Below are 20,908 nucleotides of genomic sequence, written 5' to 3'. Positions count from 1 at the left end.
CAACCTCAGCCCCACGCGGGCCGCTCCTCCCGCCGGGCCACGCCCTGCCCGCCCGCCCGGAAGCGCTCCTCCCAGGCCAGGGCGTCGCGGATGCCCTCCTCCAGGCTGCGCTCGGGGCGCCAGCCCAGGCGCGACTCCGCCTGTCCCGTGTCCGCGTACGCGCCCGCCGTGTCGCCGGGCCGCCGCCCGCCCACCCGCACCGTGAGCGGCAGGCCCGTCACCGCCATGAAGGCGTCCACGAACTCACGCACTGTGACGCCCGACCCGGACCCCACGTTGACCACCGTGCAGCCCGGCCCCGCGCCGTTCACGTAGTTGAGCGCCGAGAGGTGCGCCCGGGCGAGGTCCCACACATGGACATAGTCACGCACCGGGGTGCCGTCGCGCGTCGGGTAGTCGTCCCCGTTGATCACGAACTCGCCGCCACCCACCGCCGCCAGCCCCGTGAGCTTCCCCAGGATGTGCGACGGGTCGGGCTTGTAGGGTCCCGAGCGCAGGGCCGGGTCGGCCCCCACCGGGTTGAAGTACCGCAGCGCCACCGCCGACGCCCCGAACTGGGCGCACAGGTCGCTCAGCACCCCCTCGAACATCAGCTTCGAGCGGGCGTAGGGGCTCAGAGGCTCGGTGGGCGCGTCCTCGGGCAACCCTCGTGAGCCGTCTCCCCCCCGGTACACCGCCGCCGTCGAGCTGAAGATCACCCGCCGCACCCCCCGCCGCAGCACCTCCTCCAGTAGCGCCGCCCCCTTGCAGAGGTTCTCCCGGTAATAGAGGGACGGCAGCCGCGTGGACTCCTCCACGTCGATGCGTGCCGCAAAATGCATCAGAGTCGAGATGTCGGGGTGCTCGGCGAAGATGCGGTCGAGCATCCCCACGTCTGCGATGTCCCCCATGTAGAGGGAGTGACCCGCCGCGAACTCCGCCCGCCCCTGCACAAGCGAGTCGAGGACCACCGGCACGGCGCCCGCCTCTGCCAGCGCCGAGACCACCGTGCTGCCAATGTAGCCCGCACCGCCCGTGACGAGCACCTTCATCCGTCCCCGCCCCCATCGTGTAATGCCTGTTTTAGATCGGCCACGGCGGTCAGGAGTTCACCCGGAGGAACCTTTTCGGCTCTCTTTCTCATCAAGTCCTCCTGACTGCCAATCTGTGACGCCACCCTAAAGACAGCCTGCTTCAAACCAGATTCCAGAATATACCTGCCAGCCCCAACAATGTCGCCGGATCTAAGACCGTAATTGAAAAGCACACGCCGCTTTCCTACGGACGTATAATGGTATTTCTCCTTGTAAGGCAGCCCGAGTTCGCGGTAGTATAGAAGAGGTTCTGTTAGATTTACAAACACAGATCTCTCAAAGGTCCTCAACCAAAGTTCATAATCTTCTATCCTTGGCGATTTTAAATCATACTTGTTGTTTTTAAACCAAGCCGCTTTGCCCATAACAGAGGGGTGTATCATGGGACTGGTGCTTAGAAAGTCGTTCTTCTTCAACAAAGTCTTCGCTCTTCTAACACCATAGATATTATTATCTATATCTATTAGGTAAGCGCTGCTTCCAACAGCGTCCACGCTTCTGTTATTTCTCATGTATCCAAGCTGGCGCTCTATTCTCAGCGGATGCATAATGTCATCCGCATCCATTCTTACAAGATAATCACAATCTACCATTTCAATTACCTCATTTAGCCTAAACGCCAAGCCTTTATTCAAACCGTCTGAAATAATTTTAAATCTTTTGTCAGCCAATTTCTCGACCATTTCAAGGCTGTTGTCAGAAGAACCATCATCCAATACGACACATTGCCATTCCTTGTAAGTTTGATTCTTAATTGATCTTATCGCATGCTGCAGATACTTCTGTGCGTTAAACACGGGTACAGCGATTATCACGCTCATATAATCAGCCCTCCAACAAAAAGGGGCTACTCATTGTAGACCTCTGTAATTTGGGATACCCAAGCTTGGGTAGACCACTCCTCTTTTACATAGCTTCTCGCGCTGATACCCAGCTCCGCATGCTTCTCCGCATCCACGGTATCGAGAAGGCTGGCTAAATCATCAATGTCGAAGGGTTCGTATAACATGCCGTTAACATTATGGTCTATCATTTCAGCCAGCCCGCCGATACGAGAAGCTATAACAATCTTACCCATAGCCATTCCTTCCAGGGCAGCGATGGATGTCGCCTCGACGACACCATGAGCAGGTACGGACGGAACCAGTACTACATCGGCCTCCTGCATCAATGAAATGACCTCACTTCGAGGGAGACCCCCAAGAAATGTCACGCGGTCCTTGACGCCCAGTTCTTCTACTCTCTTCTCCAACGCATGCCGCAAAGGACCATCGCCCACAATCCAGAAACCTACGTCAGCTTCTGTGCGGGCCAACGCTTCTATTGCAACCTGAACACCATTCTTCTCGACGAGACGGCGGGCCAAAACAACGTTCTTGCTTCTTTTTATTAAAGTTCCCACAAGCTCTTGAGTCCGCTGTCTGCCCGCTACGGCGACCTTGTATAGCTCTTCTATGTCCACAGTGTTACGAATAATGCGTATTTTGTGCTTCTTTGCACCGAAATCCTCTATAGCTATATTGGCTTGTCCTTCATCAACAGCGATTAAGCGGTATGCTCGTTCATAAACCTGCTTCTCCATTTGGGATGCGTATTCGCTGAGCGCGTCGTCGTTGAAGTCCATTAGAATTTCTCTTGAGGCCGGCCCATGGATAGTATGAACGATTTTGACATCGGGTTTGACAGAAAACAAGGCATACGCAGTCCAGACATCATGGGTGTGAAATACATCCGAGGGGCAGATGTCGAGCTTAGCAAACCAGCTCTTCACCTGCCTCTGCTTCTCTATAATCATGATACGCCTTGCCCTGTTGATGTTCCCCATACTTGACAGAGCAAGCACTATCATCTTGAGCAGGGAGGGTCTGGTTGGATGTACGAGTGCTACATTCCTTTTCACAGATTTAAGGGCAGATGCGAGCGTTTCAACGTGAGAGGAGACGCCGCCCTGCCCCATTCCATAAGTGATAATGTAGACAGAACCAACCTCATCGTTAGACCGCCATTTTATTACCTTCATCCCTTTCCTACCATCCTTTTGGTGCTCCAAACTATGAGCACGGATGCAACTACCAATAAAATCAACTGAGAGGCAAGATAGGAAACTACCGCGCCATATTCTTTCATTGAGGGGATAAGGATGAGATTTAATGTAACGTTAGCAGCAACACCACCAAATGTAATAATCATTCTCAGTTTTTGGAAACCCATTGCCGTCAAGGCGTCCAGAATAGGCCAATACACCCCTTGAAGAACCACGGCCAAGGCAATCAGCTTAAGCAAATGGGTGCTGCTCGCATATTCCTCGCCAAACAGATTGGGCAACAAAGGAGCAAGTACCTGGAGGGTAAGAACACAAAGAACTGAGTACACCAGGGCGGTCAGGATAATCTTCAGCAAGTACCTTGATAGAGCACCAACTTCGTTGGAGTCCATTAGCCTGAACATCTTCGGGAAAGTCACATTTAACAGAGCGTTAATGGGCATGTAAGAAACCTGGATCAGCCTGACAGCCATCGAATACCTGCCAACAGCGGGGGCACCAGCCAAATTTAACAATATAGTCTTGTCCAACTCACTATAAGCACTCTGGGCCATACCACCGAAAGCGAAGGTCCAGCCCTCCCGGAGCCTTTCCACAATGGCATTCCAGCTACCACCCGCGCCGATCCTAATCCTCTCAGCTCGCGTGGTGAAAAGAAAAAATAGAAAACCGACCACTCCGTAGATGGAGGCGTACATCAGGAACCATGCATCCACCTTACCGCTTCCTATCAATTTGACCGAGAAGGCTCCTATCAACAGGGCTAAGCTCAGCCCCATATCGAAAACAGCATTCCGACTAAATTTAGAAAGGGAGGCATTTACAGCTTGGGCTACATACATAAACCGCATTCCAACAAAGACGCCCAACCCCAACAGGATCGTCAATATTAGATTCAACTCTTTGAGCGCCAAATAGGAAGCTGCAGTTAACACCAATATGGCCACCGGAAGGAGCACGGAGGTGGTCTTGAGGGTTGTACCGAGGGAGGTGGCAAGTAGATGAGGGGTTTTGGAGTCGCGCACCGTTATCGCGTAGGCGCCCATTTCGACAAATGGAGCAAGCACCAGGGTAAGGGCTAGGGCGGCGGAGAAAGTTCCGAAGCCGGAAGGCCCTAACTCTGAGGCTATCAGGATGAACGAGAAGGTCTGCAACACGAACCTTCCCAGAAGGCCAGTAAAACTCCACACAAAACTCTGGGGTAATCTTTTAAGTGCTTTGGAAAACACAGTCGAAGGCGCCTCTCAAGGAAGGGGGCAAGGTCTGCAAGTCGCTATAGGATGAGGGCACGGGTTCGGAGCTCAGATTCCGGCTCCACGATGTCTTCCTCCAAGATATGCCACGTATATACCGTGCAGCAATGCACCTTTTCATAGCGCGAAGGCTCCCGAGCCGTCCGACGGCTGTCGTCGCGGTTGGGGCAGAGATGTCAGTTCCTCCCCCATGGCCCGCCCTCAGGTCGTCGGCCATTGTACAGCAGCCACCAAACCCACCAACCTTGCCTCCCAGCCTAGCCCGAGCAGGCTGGAGGTGGAGGGGACCGGGTGGCCGGGTTAGCTGAAGGAACTTGAGAGCTAGCTGGGGCTCGTGGGCTTGAGCGATACTCAGGGGGTGTCTCCCCTCCCCTGGAAGTCCGTCTTCTGTGTCGTGATCCCCGCAGGCGTAGCTGCAGCAAGCGTAACGGCCTTGGGAGTCAGAGAACCGGAACAGCCATTACTCACAATGACACCACCGAAATTGACCTGTACCAACCCGCCAACTTTCCGAGTTGGGTATCAGCAGTACCCTAACGGCGTCCAACTTACCGAACACGGCTTTGACTTCCAAAGCCTCTCGTGGGTGGAAGCCGACCTCTGCTCCCCTGGTACACTGAACATCACGGCCGTGGGTCAAATTGCTGCGGCTGAAGCTCCTGCGCTGACGGTGTCGCTTAATTCTCAAATAGTCAGCGTGGAGGCGTTTTCGAGCGAAAGGACAGCGTCAATACACCTACCCACTGGCCGTTTAAGGCTGACTTACTTTAACGATTACTACTCGGCTGTCGTCCGCCGAGCTTTCTTAAACAGAATAAAATTTTCCACTCCTTATTGTAAAACCTTCGACATCAGAGGTCCAAGTGACGCTTGGTATCCAACCGAGCGGACGATTGTACTTAATTCACCAACTCCTATCATCCTTCTACCCTGCTCTGCTGGCCGCTTATTCTTCAATTTAACTGGACAAAAGGTTGTAGGCGAGTTCGCCAAAATTAACATCATTCAAGAGGGCAATAGTATTTTTAATAGCTTCACAGGTGAATCCGTAAAAAGTGTGAGCATAGATGTGAGTGGAGCGGCGTTGATTGTCCAAATGTCCAACCCCTTCGGCGAAGTCCTTGCCGACCGTAATCTAACGGTAAAGCACTGGAACTTCAAGCCCGACGGAGCAAACTACTAATGCGCAGTGAGGAACCGAGGAACACGATGAAGTCAAAAAGAGCAGCGTGGAATATTATAAATATTATTCTTTCAACTTCATTTATGCTTGCTTTTATACCTCTTATATGGTGGGCAGCTCCTAAATCAGTTGGTGATTACGCCGATCTTGTAAGTTATAATTGGATATACACTCTTGCATACACACGCCGGCTGGATGTAATGATAGGTTTTGGAACTTTTGAACCTGGATTCACATATTTTTTGTGGCTGTTCTCAAAGAGCGGGATTCCGTTTTTGACTTTTGTGTTCCTAATAAAAACCGTTTTCATGACATCAGTATTTGTGTTTATAAGAAACGTTTTTCCTTCTTTTGGTCCTTTTAACATATTATTTTCGATCATTCTTCTATTGTATGCACCGTTCGTCAGCATGACCAACAATGTAGTACGTCAAGGTGCTGCAATGTCTTTTGTTTTTTTCTTTCTTGCCTTCAGTATGTCAAAAAAATGGCAGGGGATGGGATCAAAAGCAAAAATTTTACTATCTGTGGTGGTGTTTGGTATAGCAAGCTTATTTCACTCCTCTGTACTCATCCTGATGCCCACTTGGCTACTTAGTCGTGTTATAACAATTCGCACCGCCTTGACAATATGGTTTATTATAGCTCCTTTATACGTGGTCAATTTCATCGGATTATCTTCCGTAATAGCATACATATTTAGGCCGCTGACAAGTTTGAATAGGAGTGTGAATTTGAGTTACACCAATTATGAATTAGGTTTTAAACCGGCCTTTCTACTTGCGAGCTTGATGCCAGTAATAGCATATTTGCTTATTAAGCTACTAAAGGTAACGCCTGATCGTAAATACAATAACTTATTTAACTTTTATTTGATATTAAACGGCTTTGGGATGTTGATGTCATACCTACCCTATCATGATAGAATATTCCTGTACAGTTGGTCTTTTATCCCCTTTCTCCTAGTGGGTAGCATGCAACTAACCTTGAAACAAATACGCTTCCACTGGAATAACCCCAGCAAAATAAACCATCATACGTAAGTAAGCGGAGAGCTAATCTGTTCTGGTTGGCCCCCCTAAGGTTGGAAATTAAGCCCATCGCCACGGCGCATTGTCTCTAGGCAGGAGTTATCAAGCCTTCGGCTCCTATCCGTGTCTGCCTCTTAAACCTTCATCCCTTCCTTGCGCGGCGCGTAGGAGTACGAGTACCCGTAGCTCGACTCCTCACGCGCGTCCGACTTGTTGATCACGAAGCCGAGGAGGTTGAGCCCCGACCGCTCGGCCCGTCGGATCGCACTCCGGACGGCCTGGATATTGGTGCGCCCGTACTCGGTGACCATCAGGACGGCGTCGGCATGAACTCCCAGCACCAGCCCGTCGGCAAGGGCCAGCAGTGGGGCGCTGTCGAGCAGGACGATGTCGTACCCCGGCCGCCACAGGTCGAGCGCCCGGCGGATGTCGGCCTGATTGAAGACCGAGAGGCTGTCGTGCAGGCCCGGCCCGGCGGGTAGCATGTCCACGTTCGGCTCCACCCGCAGAACTTGCACGTTCTCGGGTTGCAGCAGGGCCTCGCGGGTCGTGCGGACGCCGCCCGCGCCCACAAGTTGCTGCCAGTCGCCCCCCTGGTCGAACTTCTGCCACACGGCCGCCTGGGTGCCCCGGCGCAGGTCCGCGTCGATGATCAGGACCCGCTGGCCGCTGGAGGCGAACCCGTCGGCCAGGGTGGCAGTCAGGCTGCTCTTGCCCTCGCCGGGAGCAGTGCTCGTCATCATCACGACGGGGTGGGGGCGGTTGTGCAGGGTAGTCATCAGGTTTACGCGCAGGAAGCCGATAGCCTCGTACAAGCCTGCCTGGCGAGCAGCGCGCACGATGCCGTTGAAGACGATGTCCCTCTTGCGCAGGCGAGGAACGACGGCCAGGGTCGGCACGTTGAGGGCCAGTAAGTCGTCCTCGGTGCGGACGGTGCGGTCGAGCACGGTGAGCAGCGCCACCACCCCGGCGGCGAGAAGCAGCCCCAACAGGCCCGCGAGCACCGCGTTGCGCAGCGGCTTGGGCGACACTGGCCGGGCCGGTTCGACGGCCGCCGACAGCAGGCTCAGGACTCCGGTCGCCGAGTTCTCCAGGATGCTGACCTGCGCGAGGTTGTCCTGGATGGTGGCGCGACGGCTGATCAGCGTCTGCCGCTCGACCGGCGTCTGGTCCCCAGTTCGGAGCTGCTGCTCGATGCGCAGAAGTTGCGCCTGGAATCCGGCCTGGGCGCGGCGCACCGTTTGCAGCGCGCGGTCCGTGTCCCAGGTGCGCAGGGCATCCACCGTCAGGTTGGCGAGCGTCTGCGCCGCCGGGGCCGTTCTGGCACGGGCCCGCACCGTGTAGATACCGCTTCCCCCCGGGTCCAGACGAGCCGTCAGGGTAATCGTGCGCAACCTCTGTTCACTCAACTCACGGCTGAGCCTGCCCACCAGGCGCTCGCGCTCCTCTGCCGGGATGGCGCGGCTTTCGCGCACCGCCGTGATCAGGGGACCAATCACGAGCGGACTTTGCAGGGCCTGGTTCACGGCACCTTCGGGCAGGGGCGGGGCCTTGACCACCGCGCTCCCGAAGGGGCCCTCCTGCCCCTGATTGTTCGCCGCGATCAGGCTGGCGCTGGCCTCGTAGACAGGAGGCTGGAAGCGCGACCACAGGAAGGCGGCGAGGGCCAGCACGGCGGCGGTTCCCAGAATCCACCCCAGGCGGCGCCTGAGCCCCCGCCACAGGACGCTCAGGTCGAGTTCCTGTTCCGGACGGTTGGTCACGGCCTCTCCCCTCTCTGGCCGCCAGACCCCGGCAAGTGCTGGTGCCCCGTGGTCATGCGAAGCGCTCCAGTTCCGGGTGCGCCTTGAGCTGCTGCACGACCTTTTTAATGTCCTGGGTGCGGTCCTTGCGCACGACCAGCGTGACCTCGGCGGTGCGCACGACCACCACGTCCTCCAGCCCGATGGTGGCGATCAGGTCGTCCCCCTGGGTGGTGTAGAGGATGGCGCCGCCCGTGTCCAGGCCCACGTGACGCCCGACCGCCACGTTCGCGTCCTCGGTTTTCAGCAGCCTCTCCAGCGCGTTCCAGTCGCCCAGGTCATCCCAGCCGAACTCGGCGGGAATCACGGCGACCTGATCCGACTTCTCCAGAATGGCGTAGTCGATGCTGATCTTCTCTATGGTCGGGAAGACGGCGCGCACCCCCGCGAGCGAGCGACCCTGGCCCACCGCCTCCCTAAGGCGCGCGAACATATCGGGCTGGTGCTGCTCGAAGGCGGCGAGGATTGAGCCCACTCGCCAGATGAACATGCCGCTGTTCCAAGTGTAGCGGCCGTCGGCGAGAAACGCCTGGGCCGTCTCCGCGTCGGGCTTCTCGGTGAAACGGCTCACCGCGTAGGCGGGCAGCTCGCCCCCCAGCAATTCCTCGCCCGCTTGGATGTAGCCGTAGCCCGTGGCGGGGTAGGTGGGGGTGATGCCGATAGTGACGAGCCGCCCGGTCGTGTCGGCGACCTCGATGGCCCGGCCCATCACCCGGTCGAAGGCCCCGGCGTCGGTGACGCGGTGGTCGGCGGGAAAGACTCCCATCACCGCGTCGGGTTGTTCCTGCGCCAGCCGTAGCGCGGCGTAGAGCACGGCGGGGGCAGTGTCCCGCGCCACCGGCTCCACGAGCAGGTTCTCGATGGGCATCTCGGGCAGATGTTCGAGCACCTGGGTGCGGTAGTCGCCGCCCGTCACGACCATCACGCTCTCGGGCTGGCCGCTCACCCGGCACAGGCGGTCGCTCGTCGCCTGAAGCAGGCTGCGCCCCGTCTCGTCCAGAGCCAGGAACTGTTTGGGACGGTTGCGGCGCGAGAGGGGCCAGAACCGTTCGCCGCTGCCGCCCGCCAGAATCACCGGGACGAACGTCGTCATGCCCGGACACCCCACGAGCGGGCAGAGGAAGTCTCGACATCTCGCGTCGGCCCGCGACCCGCACGTTGCGCCGCCAGACCTGATCTAGGATTTCTCATCGCGTCTCCTGAAGAAGCGGCCCCACTAGAGCCATCACCTGAACGTTATAGCAAGAGTCGTAACCCTTGGGAAATGCCGAGAAGTGACGTCCTCATCGGCACTCATGTTCCGGTCAGCTTGGAGCGGAGGTGACCCCTCCCTCTTGTCGGTACGGCGAGGAGGGGCGGCGTCAGGCGGAACAGGCTGGCCGGGCGTGGCGCCGTTTCCCTGACCGGATGGGAACGGCTCTTAGCAAAGGGTGAACCTTCGGGGGTATCCTTTCCCTCACGACCCGCCGGGGGGGCAAGGGCCTACACTGAGGATCATATGAAGGCGATCATCCCCGCTGCGGGTCTGGGAACCCGTCTCCGTCCCCTGACCTTTACCCGCCCCAAACCCGTGCTGCGCGTCGCGGGCCAGCCCATCATCCGCCACGCCATTCGCACTCTAGCGGAGGCGGGGATCACCGAGATCGGGGTGATCGTCTCGGAGGTGACCCGCGAGGAGATCGGGGACGCCCTGCGCAAGGTGCAGGGGGTGGAGGTCACCCTGATCGACCAGCACCAGCAGCTCGGCCTGGGCCACGCCGTCAAGATGGCGCGCGAGTGGGTGGGCCAGGACGATTTTTGCGTGTACCTGGGCGACAACCTCTTCGAGTTCGGCGCCCGGCCCTTCGTGGACCGCTTTCGCCGGGAGCGGCCCACCGCCCTGATCGCCCTGGTGGAGGTGCCCGACCCCACCGCGTTCGGGGTGGCGCAGCTCGACGGCGAGCGGATCACCCGCCTGGTGGAAAAGCCCAAGAACCCGCCGAGCAACCTCGCGGTGGCGGGGCTGTACTGCTTCACCCCCGAGGTCTTCGAGGTCCTCGAAACCTTGCCTCCCTCGGCGCGCGGCGAGTACGAGATCACGGACGCGATCCAGGGCCTGATCGACCGGGGCCGTCTGGTGCTGGGGCAGCGGGTGGAGGGCTGGTGGAAGGACACGGGCCGACCGCTGGACCTCCTCGACGCCAACCGACTGCTGCTCGAACGAATCGAACTCGACGTGCAGGGCACCGTCACCGACTCGCGCCTGACGGGCCGGGTGGTCATCCCCGCCTCGGCGCGGGTGACGCGCAGCAAGATCGTCGGGCCGGTGCTGCTGGGTGAGGGCGTGGTCGTCGAGGACGCCTACATCGGCCCCTTCACGAGCATCGGGCGCGACAGCGTGATCCGCCAAGCCGAGGTCGAGCACAGCGTCATCGACGCCGAGGCGCGCATCGAGTGCCTGAACACCCGGCTGCAAGACTGCCTGATCGGTGTGCGGGCCCAGGTGCGCGGCGGGCGCAAGGTGCCCAGCACCCACAAGCTCACCCTCTCGGACGCCAGCGTGGTCGAACTGGCGTAAAGGCGTCGGGCGGTTGGCGGAGGGCCTCGTCGCACCAAACGACGACGGGGCCTGCGACCACCTGCCGGGGAGGAAGCTGCCCCCCGTCCCCTGACCGCAACGGGCGGGAGCGTGGTGGACGTATCCGCGCTGCCAGGGAGGACAGTGCTCTACGCCTACCCGCGCACGGGGCGCCCGGATAAGCCTCTACCGACCGACTGGAACCTGATTCCCGGCGCGCGGGGCTGTACGCTCCAGTCCTGTGCCTTGGGCGACCACCAAGCGGAGTTGCGGACGTGAGGGGCCCGCGTCTTCGGGCTGAGCACCCAGGACCCCGAGGATCAGCGGGAGGCGGCGGCGCGGCTACACCTCCCCTCCCCCTGCTGTCGGATGCGCGGTTGAGCTTCGCCTGGACCCTCGGGCTCCCCACCTTCGAGGCGGACGGGATGACCCTGCTGCGCCGGGTGACACTGATCCTGCGGGATGGGGTGGTCGAGCACGTCTTCTACCCGGTCTTCCCACCCGACCGAAACGCGGCGGACGTGCTCGCCCGGTTGTCGGCGCACCCCGTTTAAAACGCGGCCGGACCGTGTGCGGGGCCCGGTGATGTCCGCGCGGCGGGCCTATCATGGAGGGATGACCGACACGCCCCATATTCACCTGGGTTCGCTGCTGCGGACGTCCTCGGACGCGCACGCGGCGGGGAACCTCGATCACCTCAGCTACGAGCAGGGCGGCGAAACCCAGACCCTGCGCTTTGTGCGGCCGGCGCCCTACCGGATTGACGTCAATCCCCTTGGCGGAAACGAGATGTACCTTCAGGGCTCCTTCGCCCCCACCATCATGATGGAGTGCGCCCGCTGCCTGCGCGACGTGGAGGTGCCCCTCGACCTGCGGCTGGGCACCCTGCTGCGCTACGAGCCCTCGGCGGACGCGCCGTACCTGGAGGAGGCCGAGACGGGTGAGGAGGTGCTCGTCTTCGGTGACCCCGACCTCGACCTGAGCGCCTACCTGGCCGAGACGGCCCTGCTGCAAGCCCCCCTCACCGTGCTTCACGCCCCCGACTGCAAGGGCCTGTGCCAGGTCTGCGGCCACGACCTCAACGAGGGTCCCTGCGAGCATATGGCCCAGGTGCCCGTCGAGGAGATCGACGACCTGCTGGGCACTCCCGAAGGCTCGGCACACACGACCCAACATCCCTTCGCCGCCCTGCGCGACCTCAAGCTCCCGGAGGACTGAGGATGGCCGGAGCCGGGAAGACGCCGGAACTCACCCATTTCCGGGACGGCCTGCCCCGCATGGTGGACGTGAGTGGGAAGGCGAGCACGCTGCGAACCGCGACGGCCGAGGGCTGGGTGCGGCTGCCCCCCGAGGCGCGGGCGGCGCTGGAGGCGGGCACGAACCCCAAGGGCGACCCTCTCACCGTGGCCCGGCTGGCGGGGCTGGCCGGGAGCAAGCGCACCGCCGACCTCGTCCTGCTCTGCCACCCCATCCCGGTCACGGGCGCCGACGTGCAGGTCACCCTGGAGGAGGAGGGGGTGCACGTCGTCGCCACCGTCCGCACCACGGCCCCGACGGGGGTGGAGATGGAGGCCCTCACCGCCGTCACCGTCGCCTCACTCAACGTCTATGACATGCTCAAGGCGGCGAGCAAGGCCATCGAGGTGACGGGCATTCGCCTGCTCGCCAAGACGGGCGGCAAGAGCGGCGACTACCGGGCCCCCGGGGTCTAGGCAGGCGCGGGAACCCGGCTGGCCGGGCGCACGTAGAAGGAATGTATGGCCTCGGAACACGACCTGCTGGACCTGCTGCACCGCGAGGCGGAGGGCGAACTCACCCCCGCCGAGCGGGAGCGGCTCGCCCGGCTGGCCCGTCCGCCCGAGGCTGAAGAGCTGCGCCGCCGCCTCACCCGGACCACGGCCGTTCTGAGGACCCTGGAGCGACCCACGCCCCCTTACCGTTGCGCGGCGCAGGTTGCCGGGGAGATCGCCTGGAGTGCGCGGCTGCGCGGCTCTCCCGTTCCCCCGGTCTGGGTCGGCGTGGCCGCGTCCGTGGGGGCGGAGGTGGCCCTGGACGCATCGCTGGCCGCCTTGCCGGTGCCTGCCCCTGCCCGGAGCGTGGCCGGGGAGGTGGCGGACCGGGTGCGGACGGCCTCCCTGCTCGCCCCCCGCTCTCCGGCGCCCAGCGTAGCCTCCCGGGTCGTCTCGGAGATCACCTGGGCAGGGCGTCTGGCACGGCCCGCTCCTCCCCTGCCGACAGGGCTGGCGGGCCCGCTGGCCTCGCGGATCGTCCAGGAGGCAACGCCGCAGACCCCGACCCCGGACCTCTCCCCGCCCCCGCTCCATAACCCCGCCCCGCTGCTGTTGGTGTCGGGACTGCTCGTGGGCTTGACCCTGCTGGCGGTCACGAGCGCGTGGCCGAACCTGGCGGCCGGGGCGACGGTCTTGCAGACCCTGGTGGCGCAGGTCTCGCCGCTGGCGGGGGTGGGGCTCGCGCTCCTGCTCGCCGTGAGCGTCCTCATCGCGTGGCGCCCCACGCCCGCCGTGCAGCGGTTCGGAGCCGGGGCCTTCGTGCTCTGCGCCGTGCTGACGCTACCGCCGCTGTATGAGGCCTTCGGGCGCAGCGGCGTGACGGTGGGACATGACGTGACGGTGCGGGGCGCCATCGGCGGCAACGTGATCGCGGTAGGCGGGAACGTGACGCTGGCCCCGGGGGCACAGGTGGACGGCGAGGTGATCACCCTGCTCGGCGACGTGCGGCGGGCACCGGGCGCGTGGGTCTCGGGCCGGGTCCATGCCCTGCTGGGGCACGCGCCGGGGGACGCGACCGCCCTGGAGACGGCGCCGCCCCCCGGGCTGAGCGTCGCCACCGCCTCCGCCTTCCGGCCCCTGCTGGGGTGGCTGGGGGGTGCGGCATGGAGCCGGGTCTTCGTGGTGCTCACGGGCGCCATGCTGCTGGGGCTGTTCGTGGCGGGGGTCGCGCCCATGCTGGCCCGGCGCCAGCGCCACGCGCCGCTGCGGACCCTCGCGCTCGGGGTGCTCGCTCTCGCCGTCCTGATCGGCCCGGCCCTGGGGCTGGCGCTCGTCGGGCTGCTCGTCCCCGCGCTGCTCGCCACCGCCTTCGCGCTCCTCACCGTCGCCACCGGCCTGAGCGTCACCGCCTACGACGTGGGCCGCGCCCTCGCCTTCCGCCTGCGCCTGCCCCTGCCCGACGTGGTGGGTGCGCTGCTGGGGTTGTGCACCGTCGCCGCCTCCCTGAGCGTGCCGCCGCTCGCCCTCGTCCTCGTGCTCGTGGGCGGCGCGTGGGGTGCGGGTACCCTGCTCCTCACCCGGCAAGGGCAGGAGGCGGGCGGGACGTCCCGGGCGTAGAAAACGAAAGGCAGAGGGCCGGAGCACTTCACGCTCCGGCCCTCTCCTTTCCCACCCGGCGCTCAGCTCAGAATGCGCTTGAGATGCAGGTAGATCTCGTACCAGTCCTGCTTGTCGCGGGGCCGCTTGCCGCGCAGCTCGATGCGCGACAGGGTGCGGACCCAGTCGGGCGTGAGCTGCCCGCCGAGCGTGGGGTCGGCGACAAGGTCGGCGAGCCCCTTGGGCAGCGCGCCCTCGGTCGAGTCGCCGTAGAACTCGACGCCCTCCAGCAGGTCGTGCACGGTGATGGTGTAGGCCCCCGCCAGCGTCTGGAGGGTTTCCAGGCTGGGGTTCGTGCGCCCGCGCTCCAGGTCGCTGAGGTACGGAACACTGATCCCGGCGGTCTCGGCCACATCCTTGAGCCGCAGCCCGCGTTCGCTGCGCAGTTCGCGGAGTCTTTCGTGCAGTTTCATCTTTCACCTCCTTGGCTGCGGCGTCGCCTCGCCTCCTGCCCCCGGACGATCCGGGCAAGGAGGTGTGCCGCCTGGGGGCAAAGCCGCTCCCCACACCACTTGCCTGTAGGCAGAACGGGGCACCCTTGCTTGGAGTGTAACACCGGCTTTCGGTACGGTCAATACAGAATGAGGGCTTGCTCTTCTTGCCTCTCCTTAGACACTTTGCTATTATCGTAATCGAAGCATGAATTCGCATCTCAGCCGCAACCCTGGGTTGTGCTTGAGCATCGTGACAGGAGGGCGGGCTATGCGCGCACTGGACATCATCGCCGAGAGTATTCGCGTGGGGTACGTTCACCCCACCACCGTCCTCAACACCCTGATCGAGGCCGAGAACGAGGGTGGGCTGGGGGCCGTGCGTCAGGTCGAGCGTCACCTCTCGGTCGGGAACCTTGCCCTGCGCGAGCGCAGTCACCCCCACCAGGACCTCGCCCAGCTCTGGCTGGGAGCCACCCGCGCCTACCTCGTCACCCAGGCGGAGCGCAAGCAGGCGGTGTAGACGCGAGAGGCCGAAGGCAGAAGGCCGGAATGCCTCTGCCCTCGCTTCTATTCTTGGCCTTCTGCCTTCAGCCCGTAGATGTCCTCGTACTTCCCGTGCAGGTACGCGACGTAAGGGTCCGCACTCAGGGGGCGCCCGGTGGCCCGCTCGGTGAGTTCGGCGGGGGTGAGGCTTCGTCCGTACTGGTGGACGTGCTCGACGAGCCACGCGAGGAGGGGGCCGTACTCGGCGCGCTCGACGCCTGAGGCGACCTCCGGGTCCCGCCGGGCCGCCTCCAGCAGTTGCACGCTCAGGAGGTTGCCGAGGGTGTAGGTCGGGAAGTAGCCGATCAGCCCCGCCGACCAGTGGATGTCCTGCAAGACGCCCTGCGCGTCATCAGGGGGGGTCAGGCCCAGGTACTCCCGCATCTTCGCGTTCCAGGCCTCGGGGAGGTCGGCCACCCGCAGCCCGCCCTCCAGCAGGGCGAGTTCGAGTTCGAAACGCAGCATGACGTGGAAGTTGTACGTGACCTCGTCGGCCTCCACCCGGATCAGGCTGGGCTGGACCCGGTTGACGGCGCGGTAGAGCGTCTCCGCGTCGAGCCCGGCCGTCACCTCCGGCGCGACCTCGGCGAGGGCCGGGAGGTACCGCCTCCAGAAGGGCCGCGAGCGGGCGAGCAGGTTCTCGAACATCCGCGACTGGCTCTCGTGAACGCCCAGACTCGCCCCCGCCGCCAGGGGTGTGCGCTCCCAGCGCGGCGCGACTCCCCGCTCGTACATCGCGTGTCCGGTCTCGTGCCAGGTGCCGAAGAGGCAGGCGGGCCAGTACCCTTCCACCCGGGTCGTGATGCGCACGTCGTCCCGGCTGAAGTTCGTCTGGAAGGGATGGGCACTCTCGTCCTGCCGGGCGAACTCCGGCCGGAGTCCGAACGCCTCTCCCGCAATCCGCCACGCGAAGGTCTTCTGCGCCTGGGCCGGGAAGGGGCGGGTGAGCACGCCGTAGTCAGTCGCGTCCCCCGCTGCCGTGACGCGCCGCAGCAGGGGGAGGGTGCGGTCACGCAGGTCGGTGAAGACCTCCCGCACCTGCGCGGCCTGCATCCCCGGCTCGTACTCGTCGAGCAGGGCGTCGTAGGGGTGGTCCTCGTACCCCAGCAGGTCGGCGCGGCGCCGCGCGAGGTCCATCATCCTTTCGAGGTGGGGAGCGAAGGTGGCGAAACTGTTGTGGTCGCGGGCGTCCATCCAGGCGTGATGCGCCTCGTTGCGGGCGCGGGCGGCCTCCTCGACGAATGCGGTGGGGAGCCGGGTCGCCCGGTCGAAGTCGCGGCGGGTGACCCGCACGATGGCCGCGTCCGTGGCGTCCCCGGGGAGGCCCACCGCCCCCAGCAGGTCGGCGGTGTGCGGCGAGGTGAAGAGTTCGTGCGCGAGGCCCTCCAGGGTCGCTATCTGGAGGCCCCGCACCCGGGCGGCCTGGGGGGGCATCTGCGTCTCCTGGTCCCAGGACATCAGCCCAGCGGCGGCGTTCAGGTCACTGACCTGCCCGAGACGGCGTCTCAGTTCGTCCATGCTCATGCCCGCAGCCTAGCGTCCGGCGGCCTCATTGCCAGCGTTCCCACCCCTCCCCCGCCTCGCCGAGGAGGAGCGGGCGCACCTCCCCGATCAGGTACAGGCTCCCGCACACGACCGCGAGCCCCCCAGGCGGGAGGAGGTCGAGGGCGGCGGCGGGCGAGTCGGCGAGGTGGACGGGAAGGTCCCCGAACAGCGGCGCGAGGGCGGCAGGGTCAGCGGCGCGCGGGCTGAGGACGGCCCGAGTCAGGATGACCTCGGAGGCCACCTCGCGCAGGGCCGCCGCCACCCCCGCCACGTCCTTGTCCACCGCCGAGCCGAAGACCACGGGCAAATTCCCCACCCCCAGGCCCCGCAAGGCTGCCGTGAGGGCCCGTGCCCCGTCCGGGTTGTGCGCCCCGTCGAGGAGCACCCGCCCCCCCCGCCACGGCAGCACCTCCAGGCGGCCCCGCCAGCGCACCCCCGCCGCGCCCGCCCGGGTAGCCTCCTCCCCCACCCCCAGGCGGTAGGCGGCGGCGGCGGCGAGCGCCGCGTTCCGCGCCCCGTGTTCGCCGAGCAGCGGGGTGCGGAAGGACAACTCCGCCCCCGGCAGCCTCAAGCGCACGTTCCAGCCCTCCCAGCCGAGCGGACTCGTCTCCAGGGTCACCTCCCGCCCGAGGGCCCAGAGGTCGGCCCCCCGCGTCTCCAGCCGGGGCACGAGGTCGGCGTCCGCGCCCGTCACGGCGGGGCGCCCGACGCGGAGGATGCCCGACTTCTCCGCCGCAATGGCCTCCCGCGTGTCGCCCAGGATGGCGGTGTGGTCGAGGGCGACGTTAGTCACCACGCTCAGCACCGGGTCGAGGACGTTCGTGGCATCGAGCCGCCCGCCGAGCCCCACCTCCATCACGGCCACGCTCACCCCGGCCTCGGCGAAGAGCAGACACCCCAGGGCCGTCACGATCTCGAAGAAGGAGGCGTCCTCTGCCTCGGCGTGGGGCCGGACGCGGGCCAGGGCCTCCAGCACGACCTCGGGGGGACACTCCCGGCCCGCGACCACGAAGCGTTCTGAAAAGCGCGTCAGGTGCGGGCTGGTGAACAGGCCCGTCCTCTCCCCCGCCGCCGTGAGGATGGCGGCCAGGGTGGCGGCGGTGCTGCCCTTCCCGTTCGTGCCGCCGACGAGCACGGCGCGAAAACGCTCCTGGGAGTCCCCCAGGCGGGCGAGCAGGGCCCGCACCCGGGACAGGCCCGGATGAACGCCGAAGCGTTGCCGCGCGAAGAGCCACTCCAGGTCGGCCGTGAGAGTCATGCGGGCAGGATAGGGCGGGAGTTACCCCAGCCCTCCGCCCTGTCCTGCCGTCAGGTCCGGGGCGCGAAGTAGGCTTCGAGCGTCGGCACGAGCTGCTTCTTGCGGCTGATGCGCCCGCCCAGGTCGGCGAGGCTGTCCTGGGGCTCCGCCCCGAACGCTTCGCGCAACACCTTCTCCTCGGTCGCCGACAGCACCAGGGTCTTGTTCGTCTCGTTGAGGATGTCCACGACCGAGAGGAGCACGCCGTTCAGGCCATCCTCCGCGCGAACCCGGTCCATCGCGGCGAGGAGTTCGGCCTTCCGCCCCAGCACATAGCCCGGGTTGGTCGTCTCGATGACTCCAATTCCCCACTGTTGCAGGGTCTGGGGCTGGGCCGGGTCGCCGAAGGGAAAGACCTTGTAGTCCATCCGCAGCAGGGTATCGGCAGGCGTGTCTCCCAGATCGCTCTTGGCGGCGAACATGGCGAGCGCGTAGGCCTCCACGTCCGCTACCTCGGCGATGGGCGCCAGGAAGGCCACCGCCTCGCGGTCGTCGGGGGTGGTCGTCGGGCTGCGGAAGTGCAGCGTGTCGCTGAGGATCGCGCTCAGCATCAGCCGCGCGTCCGTCCGCTCCACCGGCACCCCTGCCTCGCGGTGGAGCTTGAGCAGGATGGTCGCCGTGCAGCCCACCGGCTCGAAACGCAGGGAGGGTGGCTGCGAGGTCGTCAGGTCGCCGAGCTTGTGGTGGTCTACCACCCGCGTCACCGTCAGTTCGGAGAGGTTGGGCACCGACTGGGCGCTCTCGTTGTGATCGATGAGGGCGACCTGCGAGCCCGCCGCCAGTTCGGTCAACAGCTCCGGAGCCTCTACTCCCGCCTCGCGCAGCACGAAAGGCGTCTCGAAATTGAGTTCGCCCAGCCGGTAGGCCCGCGCCTCCACCCCCTGACGGCTGAGCAGTCGGGCGTACACGAGGGCCGAGGTGATCGCGTCGGTGTCCGGGTTGGTGTGTCCAAAAACAGCCAGCATGGCGAGATTGTAAGGCCCAGGGCAAAAAGAAGAGGCCCCGAAGGGCCCCTTGCTCAGGAGAGAGGGTTTAGAACTTGAAGGTGTAGGCAACCTTGAAGCCCTGGGCGACGCTGCTGTTGGCGGGCGTGTCGAAGTCGTCCTGGTAGAACACGCCGTAGTTCGCCGACAGACCGTTCCAGTCAAGCTGGGCGAACACGCCCTGCACGCGACCGCTCTGGGTGCCGAAGTTGTCGCCGCCGAAGGGGGTGCCGCCACCGCTGAAGGGGCTGGCGTAGATGCGGTCCGCCGCCGCGCTGTAGGTCGCGCTGGCCGCGCTGGCGCTGGTGCCCGTCGCCGTGCTGGCGACGTTGAAGCCCTGGTAGTAGGCGTAGCCGAGGCTGGCCTTGAGGTTGGGCGCCAGGAACTGGTTGAAGGAGACGCCCGTCTGACCGAACAGCTCGGTGGCTGTGCCGGTCGCGTTCACCTGCACCTGGGTGCCCGGGTTGGTGATGCGGTTAGCGAAGTTGAGGAACACGCTGGGCTGGAAGAACACGCCCGTCAGCGGCTGGGTGCTGAGCTTCACACCGTACTTGATCGTGTTGTAAGTCTGGGCCGTGAGGTTGGGCGCCGTGTAGGAGGTGTTCCCCGTGTCTGTAACCGAAGCGTTACCGGGCGTGTTGAAGAGGTGGTAGCGGGCGAACGGTTCGACTCGGACGCCGAAGAGGGTACCCGTGTAGTTGGCGTACGCCTGGAAGTCGTTCGCGCGCAGCTCGTCCTCGTAGAAGCGGGCGTAGGCGACGGTGAAGCTCAGGCCCGGGACAAGCGCGTTGGGCGCGGCGCCGTCGTGCCGGAGCCGGGCACCGAACGTGCTTGAGAAGGCGAAGGGCACGTCCGCCACATCCTGGTAGGGCGTGGTGAGGTTGTAGGCGAAGAAGTTGCCGTCTGCGGAGATCAGCGCGTTGTCTTCCGTGGCGCGGTTGTAGAAGCCCACCAGGCTGAGGGCCCCCAGGCGCGCCCCGGCGCTCACGCCGAAGCTGGTGCGGCGGATGGTGCTGACGTCGGTGAAGTAGGGCACGTAGGTGTCACCGTACGCGGCCAGCGCGACCGGCCCCAGGTTGGTGCCGACGCCCGCGCCGAAGCCCACCTGATCAGGGTCCCAGGGGCGGCTGGTCTTGTTGCCCTGGTAGTAGGCGGCGTCGTTGGCCGACATTCCGGCGACACCACCGTCGAACCGGGGATCAATCGCGCGGAAGTTCGCGCCGACCCTGGCAATGCCGAAGTCCGCCACCGCGTTGGTGTAGAACGCCTGGGCGCGGCTCTCGAAGGCGTTCTGGACGGTCCCGGTGCCACCGGGACCGAAGAAGCCGGCGGCCGAGTTGGGAATGCTGGCGACGTACGCGCCCGTCACCGTGAAGGGCGCGTTGCCCTCGGCGTTCCTGCTGCCGAAGCCCAGGTTGTAGTCCACGCCAAACGCGCTGCGGTTGTTGGCGTTCTGGGCGTAGGACAGGGCCAGCTCGCCCAGCCCGAAGGGGTTCACGGCCGCACGAACGCCGTAGTAGTCGCCGACCAGGATGTTCGGCGTGCCACGGTTGTTGCGCGCGTTCCCCACGACCACCGTGAACTTCGGCGCGAGCGCCACCTCGTTCGGGTTAGCGGCGATGTTGATCACGACGCCACGGCGCTGCGTCACCTCTTCGGTGTCGTTGTCGTTGGCGAAGAGGTAATCGTTGAACTTGAACTTGCTGTTGGTCCGCTCGTAACGGACGTCGAACTTGTTCCCGGCGATGGCACCGTCCGCGCTGGCGCTGCCCAGATA

Annotated in this window: 19 protein-coding genes (1 of these 19 running past the window's edge); 8 read left to right on the top strand and 11 right to left on the bottom strand. The window is 63.9% G+C overall.

What is annotated here, in order from left to right; genetic code table 11:
* Positions 1 to 5: 5 nt before the first annotated feature.
* From galE to DAETH_RS00505, 4 genes are read right to left on the bottom strand one after another with little or no spacing between them, the layout of a single operon-like run.
* Positions 6 to 1,031 (bottom strand): UDP-glucose 4-epimerase GalE, encoded by a 1,026-nt coding sequence (gene galE, locus DAETH_RS00520; protein ID WP_264776019.1) that lies wholly within the window; start codon positions 1,029 to 1,031, stop codon positions 6 to 8.
* A complete protein-coding gene (locus DAETH_RS00515) occupies positions 1,028 to 1,894 on the bottom strand; it encodes a glycosyltransferase (protein ID WP_264776018.1) in 867 nt (288 codons plus the stop codon). Before DAETH_RS00515 ends, galE begins: the two co-directional genes overlap by 4 nt.
* Before the next feature lie 26 nt (positions 1,895 to 1,920).
* A complete protein-coding gene (locus DAETH_RS00510) occupies positions 1,921 to 3,093 on the bottom strand; it encodes a glycosyltransferase family 4 protein (RefSeq protein ID WP_264776017.1) in 1,173 nt (390 codons plus the stop codon).
* Entirely contained in the window at positions 3,090 to 4,307 is a 1,218-nt protein-coding gene (locus tag DAETH_RS00505; protein WP_264777355.1) for an oligosaccharide flippase family protein, read from the bottom strand. The genes DAETH_RS00510 and DAETH_RS00505 overlap by 4 nt, the downstream gene beginning before the upstream one ends.
* A gap of 649 nt (positions 4,308 to 4,956) precedes the next feature.
* Here DAETH_RS00505 and DAETH_RS00500 point away from each other — a divergent pair.
* A complete protein-coding gene (locus tag DAETH_RS00500; protein ID WP_264776016.1) occupies positions 4,957 to 5,553 on the top strand; it encodes a hypothetical protein in 597 nt (198 codons plus the stop codon).
* The gene (locus DAETH_RS24585; protein ID WP_406585087.1) at positions 5,553 to 6,596 is read left to right on the top strand and encodes an EpsG family protein; all 1,044 of its coding nucleotides are present in this window, start codon (positions 5,553 to 5,555) and stop codon (positions 6,594 to 6,596) included. Before DAETH_RS00500 ends, DAETH_RS24585 begins: the two co-directional genes overlap by 1 nt.
* Before the next feature lie 122 nt (positions 6,597 to 6,718).
* On the opposite strand, the gene DAETH_RS00490 is transcribed toward DAETH_RS24585, so the two are convergent.
* Complete coding sequence (locus tag DAETH_RS00490; protein WP_264776014.1) at positions 6,719 to 8,347, bottom strand: tyrosine-protein kinase domain-containing protein; 1,629 nt, start codon at positions 8,345 to 8,347, stop codon at positions 6,719 to 6,721.
* 52 nt (positions 8,348 to 8,399) lie between these two features.
* A complete protein-coding gene (locus DAETH_RS00485) occupies positions 8,400 to 9,479 on the bottom strand; it encodes a mannose-1-phosphate guanylyltransferase (protein WP_264776013.1) in 1,080 nt (359 codons plus the stop codon).
* A gap of 405 nt (positions 9,480 to 9,884) precedes the next feature.
* Here DAETH_RS00485 and DAETH_RS00480 point away from each other — a divergent pair, with 405 nt between their 5' ends.
* From DAETH_RS00480 to DAETH_RS00460, 5 genes are all read left to right on the top strand, one after another.
* A complete protein-coding gene (locus DAETH_RS00480) occupies positions 9,885 to 10,943 on the top strand; it encodes a glucose-1-phosphate thymidylyltransferase (RefSeq protein ID WP_264776012.1) in 1,059 nt (352 codons plus the stop codon).
* Positions 10,944 to 11,320: 377 nt separating this feature from the next.
* Positions 11,321 to 11,497: a thioredoxin domain-containing protein gene (locus DAETH_RS00475; RefSeq protein ID WP_264776011.1), complete on the top strand. Its 177-nt coding sequence runs from the start codon at positions 11,321 to 11,323 to the stop codon at positions 11,495 to 11,497.
* 61 nt (positions 11,498 to 11,558) lie between these two features.
* Positions 11,559 to 12,161, top strand: coding sequence for a DUF177 domain-containing protein (locus DAETH_RS00470; RefSeq protein ID WP_264776010.1), 603 nt, complete (start codon positions 11,559 to 11,561; stop codon positions 12,159 to 12,161).
* 2 nt (positions 12,162 to 12,163) lie between these two features.
* Entirely contained in the window at positions 12,164 to 12,655 is a 492-nt protein-coding gene (moaC, locus tag DAETH_RS00465; protein ID WP_264776009.1) for a cyclic pyranopterin monophosphate synthase MoaC, read from the top strand.
* A 45-nt stretch (positions 12,656 to 12,700) separates the two neighbouring features.
* Positions 12,701 to 14,290 (top strand): bactofilin family protein, encoded by a 1,590-nt coding sequence (locus tag DAETH_RS00460; RefSeq protein ID WP_264776008.1) that lies wholly within the window; start codon positions 12,701 to 12,703, stop codon positions 14,288 to 14,290.
* A 62-nt stretch (positions 14,291 to 14,352) separates the two neighbouring features.
* Here DAETH_RS00460 and DAETH_RS00455 read toward each other — a convergent pair whose 3' ends face one another.
* A complete protein-coding gene (locus DAETH_RS00455) occupies positions 14,353 to 14,742 on the bottom strand; it encodes a helix-turn-helix domain-containing protein (RefSeq protein WP_264776007.1) in 390 nt (129 codons plus the stop codon).
* Between the two features lie 289 nt (positions 14,743 to 15,031).
* Between DAETH_RS00455 and DAETH_RS00450 the strand changes: the two genes are divergently transcribed.
* Complete coding sequence (locus DAETH_RS00450) at positions 15,032 to 15,283, top strand: hypothetical protein (protein ID WP_264776006.1); 252 nt, start codon at positions 15,032 to 15,034, stop codon at positions 15,281 to 15,283.
* 47 nt (positions 15,284 to 15,330) lie between these two features.
* On the opposite strand, the gene DAETH_RS00445 is transcribed toward DAETH_RS00450, so the two are convergent.
* The 4 genes from DAETH_RS00445 to DAETH_RS00430 all read right to left on the bottom strand — a co-directional run.
* Entirely contained in the window at positions 15,331 to 16,830 is a 1,500-nt protein-coding gene (locus DAETH_RS00445) for a carboxypeptidase M32 (RefSeq protein WP_264776005.1), read from the bottom strand.
* Positions 16,831 to 16,855: 25 nt separating this feature from the next.
* Positions 16,856 to 18,109: a bifunctional folylpolyglutamate synthase/dihydrofolate synthase gene (locus DAETH_RS00440; protein ID WP_264776004.1), complete on the bottom strand. Its 1,254-nt coding sequence runs from the start codon at positions 18,107 to 18,109 to the stop codon at positions 16,856 to 16,858.
* A 50-nt stretch (positions 18,110 to 18,159) separates the two neighbouring features.
* Entirely contained in the window at positions 18,160 to 19,113 is a 954-nt protein-coding gene (locus DAETH_RS00435; protein WP_264776003.1) for a manganese-dependent inorganic pyrophosphatase, read from the bottom strand.
* Positions 19,114 to 19,180: 67 nt separating this feature from the next.
* Positions 19,181 to 20,908 carry the 3' portion of an S-layer homology domain-containing protein gene (locus DAETH_RS00430; protein ID WP_264776002.1) on the bottom strand. It continues 1,137 nt past the right edge of the window, so only the last 1,728 of its 2,865 coding nucleotides appear in the window; the start codon falls outside the window, past its right edge — the gene reads right to left on this strand; the stop codon is at positions 19,181 to 19,183.

Source organism: Deinococcus aetherius (assembly GCF_025997855.1).
Classification (GTDB): domain Bacteria; phylum Deinococcota; class Deinococci; order Deinococcales; family Deinococcaceae; genus Deinococcus; species Deinococcus aetherius.
Note: the sequence above shows the minus strand (reverse complement) of the source record. Positions and strands in the feature narration are given on the sequence as shown.

Coding starts and splice junctions, on each gene's coding strand:
- galE (WP_264776019.1), bottom strand. CDS start 1,031: ATGAAGGTGCTCGTCACGGGCGGTGCGGGCTACATTGGCAGCACGGTG.
- DAETH_RS00515 (WP_264776018.1), bottom strand. CDS start 1,894: ATGAGCGTGATAATCGCTGTACCCGTGTTTAACGCACAGAAGTATCTG.
- DAETH_RS00510 (WP_264776017.1), bottom strand. CDS start 3,093: ATGAAGGTAATAAAATGGCGGTCTAACGATGAGGTTGGTTCTGTCTAC.
- DAETH_RS24585 (WP_406585087.1), top strand. CDS start 5,553: ATGCGCAGTGAGGAACCGAGGAACACGATGAAGTCAAAAAGAGCAGCG.
- DAETH_RS00485 (WP_264776013.1), bottom strand. CDS start 9,479: ATGACGACGTTCGTCCCGGTGATTCTGGCGGGCGGCAGCGGCGAACGG.
- DAETH_RS00480 (WP_264776012.1), top strand. CDS start 9,885: ATGAAGGCGATCATCCCCGCTGCGGGTCTGGGAACCCGTCTCCGTCCC.
- DAETH_RS00470 (WP_264776010.1), top strand. CDS start 11,559: ATGACCGACACGCCCCATATTCACCTGGGTTCGCTGCTGCGGACGTCC.
- moaC (WP_264776009.1), top strand. CDS start 12,164: ATGGCCGGAGCCGGGAAGACGCCGGAACTCACCCATTTCCGGGACGGC.
- DAETH_RS00460 (WP_264776008.1), top strand. CDS start 12,701: ATGGCCTCGGAACACGACCTGCTGGACCTGCTGCACCGCGAGGCGGAG.
- DAETH_RS00455 (WP_264776007.1), bottom strand. CDS start 14,742: ATGAAACTGCACGAAAGACTCCGCGAACTGCGCAGCGAACGCGGGCTG.
- DAETH_RS00450 (WP_264776006.1), top strand. CDS start 15,032: ATGCGCGCACTGGACATCATCGCCGAGAGTATTCGCGTGGGGTACGTT.
- DAETH_RS00445 (WP_264776005.1), bottom strand. CDS start 16,830: ATGAGCATGGACGAACTGAGACGCCGTCTCGGGCAGGTCAGTGACCTG.
- DAETH_RS00440 (WP_264776004.1), bottom strand. CDS start 18,109: ATGACTCTCACGGCCGACCTGGAGTGGCTCTTCGCGCGGCAACGCTTC.
- DAETH_RS00435 (WP_264776003.1), bottom strand. CDS start 19,113: ATGCTGGCTGTTTTTGGACACACCAACCCGGACACCGACGCGATCACC.